At 70.9% G+C, this 8,588-nt stretch carries 6 protein-coding genes; 4 read left to right on the top strand and 2 right to left on the bottom strand.

Features of this window, described 5'->3' with window-relative positions; genetic code table 11:
• Positions 1–96 precede the first annotated feature (96 nt).
• Positions 97–813: a hypothetical protein gene (locus G5C65_RS25445; RefSeq protein ID WP_165301264.1), complete on the bottom strand. Its 717-nt coding sequence runs from the start codon at positions 811–813 to the stop codon at positions 97–99.
• Positions 813–2,075: a type VII secretion protein EccE gene (gene eccE / locus G5C65_RS25440; protein ID WP_338146650.1), complete on the bottom strand. Its 1,263-nt coding sequence runs from the start codon at positions 2,073–2,075 to the stop codon at positions 813–815. Before eccE ends, G5C65_RS25445 begins: the two co-directional genes overlap by 1 nt.
• A gap of 432 nt (positions 2,076–2,507) precedes the next feature.
• On the opposite strand from eccE, the gene eccB reads away from it, so the two are divergent.
• The 4 genes from eccB to G5C65_RS25420 form a co-directional block, all read left to right on the top strand.
• On the top strand, positions 2,508–4,079 hold the full coding sequence (gene eccB, locus G5C65_RS25435; RefSeq protein ID WP_165301262.1) for a type VII secretion protein EccB: 1,572 nt from the start codon (positions 2,508–2,510) through the stop codon (positions 4,077–4,079).
• Between the two features lie 35 nt (positions 4,080–4,114).
• Positions 4,115–5,380, top strand: coding sequence for a type VII secretion-associated serine protease mycosin (mycP, locus tag G5C65_RS25430; protein WP_165301261.1), 1,266 nt, complete (start codon positions 4,115–4,117; stop codon positions 5,378–5,380).
• Between the two features lie 130 nt (positions 5,381–5,510).
• A complete protein-coding gene (locus G5C65_RS25425) occupies positions 5,511–5,948 on the top strand; it encodes a hypothetical protein (protein ID WP_165301260.1) in 438 nt (145 codons plus the stop codon).
• Between the two features lie 1,834 nt (positions 5,949–7,782).
• The coding region (locus G5C65_RS25420; protein ID WP_241266046.1) for a S8 family serine peptidase at positions 7,783–8,588 on the top strand (806 nt) is incomplete at its 3' end.

The raw sequence follows: 8,588 nt of genomic DNA, 5'->3' as shown, positions 1-8,588 counted from the left end.
CCCCGCGCTCCTGCCCAGACTAAACGCCGTGACTCCCGCGACGGCAGGGCGGTGGGACGTCCTTCGGGCGATCGTGAGCCCTTCTGCGGGGCGGTGTCAGTCGAGCCGCCGGGCGCTGCCGAGCAGGCCGGACTCCGCATCGGTGGGCTGGGTGTACGCGTACTGCCGCTCACGGCGCGTGCACCACAGTGTCACCCCGTCGCCCAGCGAGGACAGCGCGCTCACCTCCCGCTCCGGAAGCTGCATCAGCCGTCCGACGTGCTGGGCCTCGTCCGGCGACACCCGCTGGACTCCGACGAGCGACGCCTGGCGCAGCAGCCTGGGCGCCGCCGGGCTCAGATACGGCAGCAGCGTCAGCACCGACTGCCAGGCCAGCGAGGTGACGCGGCCGCGCGGGGGCCGCGCCCCGCAGTCGCGTATGACGACCACCGGGCTGCTCACGCCCGGTCCGAGCGCGGGCACCCGCCCCACGTCGTACAGCGTCATGCACTCCTGGCCCGCGCCCGCCGCCTGCACCAACTGCGTCCACGCGCCCGCCCGTCCGGTCTCCACCGCGATCCGCGCACCCGTTCCCGCGAGCCGCAGCGCCAGCACCTGGGCCGTCCACAGGCCGCCGACCAGCACCACCTCGTGCGGTGAGGGGTGGTGGAAGCCGACCAGCCGGGGGCGGCCCTCCGCGTCGGCGCCCACCACTACGCCGTCGTCGCCGAGCGGCAACGACAGCGCCGCCACCTGGTCCACGTCCACGGCGTGCCCCGCGCGGCGCGGCCCGATCAGCCCGAGCCCGCCCGGACGGCTCGGTCCCCGCGCCATCAGCGGGCACCTCCCAGCGGCAGCGAGGCGAGCAGGCCGGGAACCTGCTCCCGGTCGAGACGGACGAGCCCGAGCCGGGCGGTGCGCGCCGCGTGCTCCAACTGGCCGCGCGCGGCTATCAGCTCGGTGTCCGAACGCCCCGTCAGCCGCACATGCCCGCTCACCGCCAGCGCGCCGCTCCGTGCCGAACGGCCCAGCGCCAGGCTGAAGGTGGTGGTGAAGGTGGGCACCGACGTCAGCAGCGCCACCAGGCGGGGCAGCGGGGCCGCAGCCGGGCCGAGCTCCGGCCAGCGGCTGATGCCGTACGTGGTGTGCCAGCGGTCGTCGCAGCGCCAGACCCGCGCGGACTCGGCCGTCCGCCGCGCGGGCAGGGCGTCGGCCCGGCCGGCGCGGGCGGTCGCCACCGGGTTCAGACAGGCGGACGTCGACAGGGCGGTGATCAGCCCCTCCTCGCTCAGCACCTCCGTGCGGAAGCCCGCCCCGGTGAGCCTGCTCGCCAGATGGTCCGCGGCGCGCACCAGGCACCGCTGGGCGCCCTCCAGCCCCCCGCCGCGCGCCGTGACCGCCTCCGGGCACAGCTCCGGATCCAGCTTGAGCGCCACCCAGGTCAGCCGCAGCGCGGGCGCCCCGGTGTGCTCCTGCAGCGGCGCGTAGCTGCGCCGGGCCACCGACTGCTCGGGCAGATGCGGCGCGGGCGCGGGCTGCACATGCTGCACCACCTGCACCGACTCCAGCGCTATGCCGTCCACGTCCAGCGCGCCGCGCATCAGCTCCAGCGGGAGGGAACGGGTGCCGAGCGCGGGCCGGGTCGCCTCGCCGGTCCCGGTGTCCACGCGTATGACGGCGGTCAGGAACGTGTCGTCGCCGAGCATCCCGATGGCGCGGCGGCGCTTGTCGGCGTATTCGTACGTCCGCAGCCCGGGGGCGCACTCCACGAGGGGCAGGAGACCGGCGTCGAGCCGCTCGCCCCGCGCGTCCACGGCCAGGTCGGGGGAGAGCGGCTGCGAGGCCGCGCGGCTGCGGGCGCGCAGCGCGAGCAGCGTGGCCGTCCAGTCCCGCACGGAGTGCTGGCGGCGGCGCAGCAGCGCGGCGACGGCCAGCGGCACGGCGAGCACCAGCGCGGGGATCACCAGCCGCTTGTCCGCAGCGGCGGCGGCCAGCGGCACCGCCACCGCCAGCTCCAGCAGCACGAGCTGCGGCAGCTGGAGCGGCCCGGCCCCGCCCGTGCGGGAGGCGGTGCGCAGTGTGGCGGAGGTGGGCACGGGGGCGCGGGAGCGCCCGGCGGGAGCCGGGGCCGCCGCTCCGGGCCGGACGGCACGGCCCCGGCGCCTGCGCGGCGCCGCACCGGCGCCGCGAGGGCCCCTGGCACCCCCGGCACCGCCGGCGCCACCGACGACACCGCTGGCGCCGCCGGGACGCGGCGACCTCGCGGCGCCCTGGGCGCGCGTCGCAGAACCCATCCCCGCAGGCCCCCTCTTGTCCGAATTCGCCCTGCTTGCCAGGGGTGTTGAGCGACCGATCACAATACCCGAGAGCCCTGGGCGGCGCGCTCCTCTCCCCAACCGGCATAGTAGAGGGCCGGTCTGACAGTCGGCTGCGGGCGGGGCACGGGCAGCGGCCGGGCGGCAGCCGAGCCGGAAGCGGGCAAGGAACGAACACGGGCCAGGAACGAACAGGGGAGAGGCGTTCACGGAATGGCGTCACGGCGCGACGAGCTCAATGCCTACACCTTCGCGAAGAAGCGGCTGGTCGCTTCGTTCCTCCAGCCCTCGCCCACGGGCACCGAGGAGGGCGCGCCCCGGCCGCTGCGCGGCATCCTGCCCGGCCTCATCATCGGCGTCGTCATCATGGCGGGCTTCGGCGCCTGGGGGATGTTCAAGCCCAAGGCGCCCGACAAGTGGGACGAGCCGGGCGAGAAGGTCATCATCGGCAGCGAGTCCACCACGCGCTATGTCGTCCTGAAGACCGGCGACAGCGCACCCCAGCTGCACCCCGTGCTCAACCTCACCTCGGCCAAGCTCCTCCTCGCCCCCGACAAGGGCGATGTGGTCAAGGTCGACGAGAAGGTCCTCGACAAGGGCGACATACCGCACGGGGCGACCCTCGGCATCCCGTACGCCCCCGACCGGCTGCCCTCGTCCGGCGAAGCGGGGGACGAGAAGCGCTGGGCGGTGTGCGAGAGCCCCAGCCAGGGCGGCCGCGCCGTGCAGAAGTCCACCTTCGTGCTCGCCGACCGCGACAAGGACAAGGTGGAGGGCCCCGACCGGCTGCGCGGCGGCGAGCTCCTCTACGTACAGGGGCCGGACGACAAGCTGTACGTGGTGGACCGCACGGGCCGCAAGTACCGGCTGATGGACGGCGACGAACTGCTGCTGCGGCTCGTTACGGACAACCGTAAGCCCCAGCGTGTCTCCCGGCAGTGGCTGGCCACCCTCCACACCGGCGACCTGGTCGGCTTCCCCACCGTGCCCGGCACCATCGGCGCCCCGGCGGGCGTGGACGGCCTGCCGCCGAACGCGAACCGCGTCGGCATGGTGCTGCGGGCCGCGTCCGGCACGGAGAAGCGGCACTACGTCGTCCTGCACGGCCGGGTGCGCCCGATCACGGACTTCATGGCACACCTGCTGCTCAACTCCCGCCAGTTGAGCGTGCTGAAGCAGGGCGGTGACCCGATGGAGCTCAGCGCGGGAAACTTCGTCCCCGCCCGCAGGTACTTCGGCTCCCGCTTCAAGTGGCCGACGCAGCGCGGCGAACCGGTCAACGCGGCGGGACGGGGCAACCGCGACACCGTCTGCAACGTGCTGCGCAAGGTGGGCCGGAACGGCGTCACCACGCTGAGCACCTGGGCGGGTGAGGACTTCCCGGCCGAGCTTCCCGCGGGGGCGACCAGCGCGTACGTCACTCCGGGCACCGGCCAGCTGTTCCGCCAGGTGAAGGGGAAGAACACCAAGGCGGGCGGTGTCTTCCTGGTCACCGATACCGGCCTGCGGTACGCGATGCAGGGCAACAGCGACAGCGCACAGGACGACGCGGGCATCGGCCGCAAGGACGGCACAGGAGACGACCAGCAGAACCAGAACCAGAGCGGGAACCAGAACGAGCGGGGCAGGTCGGCCCAGCAGCCGGACGACGAGGACGAGAGCGCGCAGCAGCGCCTCGGGTACGCGAAAGTGAAGCCCGCTCCCATCCCGGCCGAGTGGTCCCAGTTCCTGCCGACGGGTCCTCGACTGGCGACGAGCAGCGCCCGGCAGCCGCAGGGCTCCTGAGCGCGCGGACCGGGGAAACGGGAGGGGAACGGAAGATGCCGCCGCAGCCGACACGGACACCGACGCCGATACGCCGCTTGGCGGTGCTCTGCGCCGCGACCCTGGTCACGGCGTCCGCGCTGACCGTCACGGCGGCCGCCCCGGCTGCCGCCGACGGCGGCACCCAGTGCACCTTCCCGTCGAAGCCCTACAAGGGCCGCCCGTGGGCGCTCCAGCGCGTACTGCTCAACCAGCTGTGGAAGGACACGAACCAGGGGGAGGGCGTCCGCGTCGCCGTCATCGACACGGGCGTCGACATCAAGAACAGACAACTCACGGATGCCGTCGACGCCAAGCGGGGAAAGAACGTCATCCCCAAGCGTGCAAAGAAGGACAAGTTCGGCAGGAAGGTCCCCCGGGGCAAGGCGAACGGCACCTCGGACCGGGTCGGCCACGGCACCAAGGTCGCGGGCATCATCGCGGCCCGCCCCGCCCCGGACACCGGCTTCGTCGGCCTGGCGCCGCGCGCGACCGTCATCCCCATCCAGCAGAACGACGAGAACGGCAGCGGCAACGCCCGCACGCTCGCGCAGTCCATCGACTACGCGGTGGCGGCCGGAGCCGACGTCATCAACATCTCCCAGGACACCGCCCAGGCCCTGAAGCCCGCGAACTCTCTCCAGGCGGCTATCGTCCGCGCCCTGAGCGCGAACGTCGTCGTGGTCGCCTCGGCGGGCAACGACGGCCTCGGCGGCAATGTGAAGCAGACCTACCCCGCCTCGTACCCGGGCGTCCTCGCCGTCGCCTCCTCGGACCGCAACAACGAGCGCGCCCCGTTCTCCCAGTCCGGCGAGTTCGTGGGCGTGGCGGCGCCGGGTGTCGACATCGTCTCCACCGTCCCCGGCGGCGGCCACTGCGTCGACAACGGCACCAGCTTCTCCGCGCCGTACGTCGCCGGCGTGGCGGCCCTGCTGCGGGCCAAGCACCCGGACTGGAAGCAGCACCAGGTCGTCGCCCAGATCGAGCAGACCGCCGAGCGCTCCATCGCCGGACACGACCGGCTGGTCGGCTGGGGCGTGGTCGACCCGGTACGCGCCCTGACGGAGGACGAACGCCCGATCGACAAGCCCGTGGCACGGGAGGGCGTCGAGAAAGGCGAAAAACCGACCCCTTCCAAACTCCAATTGGGCGAGACGGAACAGGAGCGCAACGAGAGGATCGGCACGTACGTCCTCATAGGAGGCGGCACGGCGGTCGCGGCCATCGCGGGCACCACACTGATCTACCGCGACTGGCGCCGTCGGCGGGCGAACACCCTGTGACCGGGGGTTAAACCACTGCCCCTGGTTTGCAGGTGGAACAGTCGTATTCGTGTGATTACAGTGTGAGGTGGCATCGTGTGCGACAGAGGGACGGCAGCGGCCGGGCGGGGAGAGGGGCGGAGATAACGAGATGGCGCTACCAGAGGGGGCCTCGTCTTCTGATCTGGAGCGGGGAGCCGGCGCACTCAAGAGCCTGAAGAAGCGGATCGACGGCGTGCTGGAACAGCTCGACAAGTCGGCCGGCGGCAAGGCCCGGGTCTCGGCCCGGCGGGTGCCCCGCGGCTCGTTCAGCGGCCAGAACGTGGCGTTCAGCGAGGCCGACGACCTGTTCCGGAAGTACAACGAGGTCCACGCGACCCTGACGGCCCTCTCGCAGGCCCTCAGCGCCCAGATCGACGGCGTGGGCCTCGCCGTGAAGGCGGCCGACCGGGGCTATGACGCGCTGGAGGCGGACGAGCAGCGCCGGTACGCGACGCTGCAGCGGCGCACGGAAGAGCTGATGCGTCGTGTGAAGGACAAGGGTAAGAGCGAGGGTAAGACCGATAGCGACGACCGTGTCGATTACTGATCGCTAGCAGAGTGGGGGAGGCAGGACGACCGATGGGCGGCAAGGACGACAACGGCAGCGTCAATCCGTACAACGGTTCGGGGTACTCGGCGGACGAGATGCCGAAGGACCCCGCGCTGCCACAGCAGTTCAGCCCGCTGCAGCAGTTCACCAAGGTGACGCCGTGGCACCCGCCGATGGCCGCCGAGCTGGCCCCGGGGGGCGGGGGCAGCACGAACTTCGAGGGCTACCGTCTGAACGACATGGTGGACCTGGTCGAAAGTTCCGTGCCGCAGGACCTGGAGGACGTGGGCCAGGCCCTGTGGGACGCGGGCCGCGCCATCCGGAAGGCGGAGGAGGAGCTGAAGACGTACTTCGGCTCCGTCGACTGGAGCGGCGAGGGCAACGACTCGTTCCAGAAGTGGGGCGCGAACCTGCGGAAGAACACCATCAAGCTCAGCGAGTACGCCGCGGCCGTCGGCACCCATATGAAGGCAGCGGGTTTCGGCCTTTCCATGGTCAAGAGCTCGATGCCGAAGCGGGACAACATCCTCACGGAGGACGACATCCCGGCCCCCGCGCGGGTCCCCGGCAACCCCATGATGAACCCGGACAAGTCCGGTTCGTCGACGACCTTCGGCCCGAAGTTCGCGGAAGAGGGGTCGGACGAGGCCAAGGCCCACGAGGGCCGCCGCCGCGAGGCCATCGCCCAGATGAACAAGCTGAGCTCTTACTACGACGTCTCGCTGCAGAACATTCGCGCGGCGGAGGCGAACCGGCCGGAGTTTGAGAGGTTGCCAGCGTCTCCTTTCGAGAGGGAGGGAGGCGGACCCGGGCAATCTTCTGGCGGTTCTGGAGGGGCAGTTCCGGTGGCTGGAGCGGCATCTTCCGCTGGTGCTGCTGGTGATGGAACGAGCGCCGTGCCTAGCGGCGCCTCGACTTCACTGTCACAGCCGGAGCAGCGGTTGCGCGCGCAGATCCCGGATGCTGGGGGCGGGAGCGCGGAGTCGGCTGACTACCGGCCCGTCTCCCCTGCGGCGGGGGCTGCCGCCGGGGGCGTGGCAGCACCGGGTGCGACGGGGCACTTCGATCCAGCCTCGGATGTAGGCACCACGATTGATGGCGCGGCTCCGCCGATGGCTCCGTCTCCTGCTGACTCCGTCACTCCGTCAACTCTGCCCCCAACTGTGGGCCCGGCGGGCGGGCCGCCCGCCGGTGGCGGCGGTCCTGTTCCCATTCCACCCGTGGGTCCGACCGGACCTACGGGCAAGGGTCCGAACGCGCTGCCTGCCAGGGGACCGGCGCTGCCTAACCGAGCGCCGGGGGTAACCGACAGCCAACGTGTTCCTGGTCGGCCCATAGGCGTGCCTCCTGCACCCAACGGAACCGGACCGGGCGGACAGGGTCGACTTGGAACGGGCCCCGGCGCTCCACGCGCCGCGCAGCCAGGCGGGATCGTTGGTGGGACCCCCAGTAGTGCTGCGGTGCGACCGAATACGCCAGGAAGCCCCGGGGGCAACGCAATCGGTGCACGTGGACCCATGGGGATGCCTATGGGAGGGACGGGTGGAGCGGGAGCCGCTGGCCAGGGGGGAGCCGGACGCAGGGTCGTATCTGCGCCGGGTGGCATCGTCGGGCAGCCGCGATCGGGTACATCCGGACAGGGCAGGAGTTCCCAGGCGTTCACGCCAGGAGGGACGGGACTGGTGCCGGGCGGACAGCAGGGGTCTCGGGACCGCAGGCGGGACACTTCTGATCGTCGACCCGACTATCTGACAGAGGATGAGGAGACCTGGTCGAACGGACGGCGTGACAGCGTTCCGCCGGTGATCGAATAGTCCAGGTGAGAAAGGCTATGACGGCAGACCAATCGCGGCTCGTGAGACGCCGCCTGCTTATGACGCTGGGGGTGGTGGGGGCGTGGGTCGTCGGTCTTGGAGGGCTAGCGCCTACTGCCAGTGCCCAGGGCATCCAGTCCCAGCAGTGGTATCTCAAGGCGATGCGGGCCCAGGAGATGCACGAGGTCAGCACGGGCAAGGGCATCAAGGTTGCCGTCATCGATACGGGCGTTGATCCATCGACTCCCTCGCTACGTGGTCAAGTGCTCCCTGGTAAAGACGTCTCCGGAGCTCCTGGTGATGAGACCGAGGACGATAACGGCCATGGAACAAGCATGGCGGAGCTGATCGCGGGGACTGGGAGGAAGGGATCACTGCGGGGGCTCGCTCCGGATGCGAAGATCATCCCGATTACGAGTACGCTCTCAGGCGTCAAGGGGGATTCTGCTATTTCGCGTACTGACCGGGCCATCAGGGCGGCGGCGGATAGTGACGCTCAGATCATCAGCATGTCTTTCGGGTCGCCCGGTTCTGATTCGAGAGAGCGCGCTGCGGTGAAATATGCAGCGCGCAAGGGGAAGTTGCTCTTCGCTTCGGCGGGTAATGATGCTAAGAAGGGGAACTTTCCTCTGTATCCGGCCTCGTTGGATGATGTGGCAGGTATCGGCGCACTTGATAGCGCAGGTAAGGTTGCAGAATATTCGACGTACGGCCCGCATGTCGCCCTTACCGCGCCCGGTCTGGGGGTCCCCGGATGGTGCGACGGGGCGAAGGTTCGGTATTGCGTCCAGGGTCAGGGAGGCACCAGCTCAGCCACTGCCCT

This window comes from Streptomyces boncukensis (genome assembly GCF_011045075.1).
In the GTDB taxonomy this organism is placed as follows: domain Bacteria; phylum Actinomycetota; class Actinomycetes; order Streptomycetales; family Streptomycetaceae; genus Streptomyces; species Streptomyces boncukensis.
The sequence above is the reverse complement of the archived record's forward strand: the minus strand, read 5'-3'. Positions and strand labels throughout refer to the sequence as shown.